The 1,327-nt window shown below is 67.3% G+C and carries 1 protein-coding gene; it reads left to right on the top strand.

The window, feature by feature from the left end; all coding sequences use genetic code 11:
- On the top strand, positions 1 to 859 hold an 859-nt coding region (locus ACRDSQ_RS25580), incomplete at its 5' end, for an IS1380 family transposase (protein WP_431424512.1).
- Between the last annotated feature and the right edge of the window lie 468 nt (positions 860 to 1,327).

Below are 1,327 nucleotides of genomic sequence, written 5' to 3'. Positions count from 1 at the left end.
GGGCGGGTCGCGTTTCACCTACACCCACGTGCGCGGCTATCACCCCCTGCTCGCCACCGCGGCCGCCTCCGGCGAGGTGCTGCACTCCAAGCTTCGGGGCGGTCCGTCGCATACCGCGCGCGGCGCGCGCCGATTCTTGACCGAAACGTTCACCCGCGTGCGCGCCGCTGGCCATGCGGGGGCGTTGTGCGTGCGCGCCGACTCCGGTTTCTACAACCGCCGCGTCGTCGGCGCCTGCGACAAAGCCGGCGCGACGTGGAGCATCACGACCAAGATGAGCCCCAAACTGCTGAGGACCATCGAACAGATCCCCGAGGAATCCTGGACCGACATCCCCTACTTCCTCGACGAAGGCGCTCAAGTGGCCGAGACGAGTTACCAACCGTTCGGCGGCACACGAGCCGTCCGCCTGATCGTGCGCCGCGTGCGGCCAACGCCCGACTCGCAGCTCGCCCTGCTCACCGTCTGGTCCCACCACGCGTTCATCACCAACCGCGAAGGCCAGACCCTTGACCTCGAAGCCGACCATCGCCGCCACGCCGAATGCGAGAACGCGATCCGGGACTTGAAAGAAGGCGTCGGGCTTTGCCACATGCCCTCTGGCCGCTTCGGCGCCAACGCCGCCTGGCTCGCCCTGGCCACCATCGCGCACAACCTGTCCCGCTGGGTCGGTGCGATCGGGCTGCTCGAAGAGACGTTCACCACGACCCGCACGCTTCGCCGCCGCTACTTCCGCGTCCCCGCACGCCTCACCCGCTCCGCGAGACGCGCGACACTTCACCCGCCGGCCCGCTGGCCGTGGGCCACCCAGTTCCTCGCGGTGCTCACGCGTCTGCGTGCCGTGCAACTCCTCACCTAAAGACCCGCCGGAGGGCCGCGTTGGACATCAACGTTGATCCCGCACGTCCCGATCAGGACTGTGGGGACGTTTCGGCGCCGCGCGCGTGTGTTGCTGGTCACCCCTGAGGCTTCGACGGCTCTTCACCGGGCCGCAACCACACTCCGACGCGCCGAATGGCGCCGGAGCGCCCCTCAACTGGCATCCCGCCAATCAAATCGGTGGATCCGGGCTTAGGTTGGGCTTCCGCAGCGTCAACGGGTCGGAACGGAGCTTAGAGGTCACGAGATTGACGGCCCGCGCGGCTTCTCCTTCGCCAGGACTGCCATGCGATTGACGCGAACGGGCCCATTACGAACAAGTATGACCACCAGGTGGGTTCACCATAGCGCCGTAACTCTCGCCGCACGCGACCAACAACAGCGATGGTGCAGACGAGGAACAGAGTACCGCCGAGCCAAGCAGCAGGGCCGCGTGTAAGGGCAAGAA

The organism is Actinokineospora sp., assembly GCF_050699995.1.
Classification (GTDB): domain Bacteria; phylum Actinomycetota; class Actinomycetes; order Mycobacteriales; family Pseudonocardiaceae; genus Actinokineospora.
The sequence above is the reverse complement of the archived record's forward strand: the minus strand, read 5'-3'. Positions and strand labels throughout refer to the sequence as shown.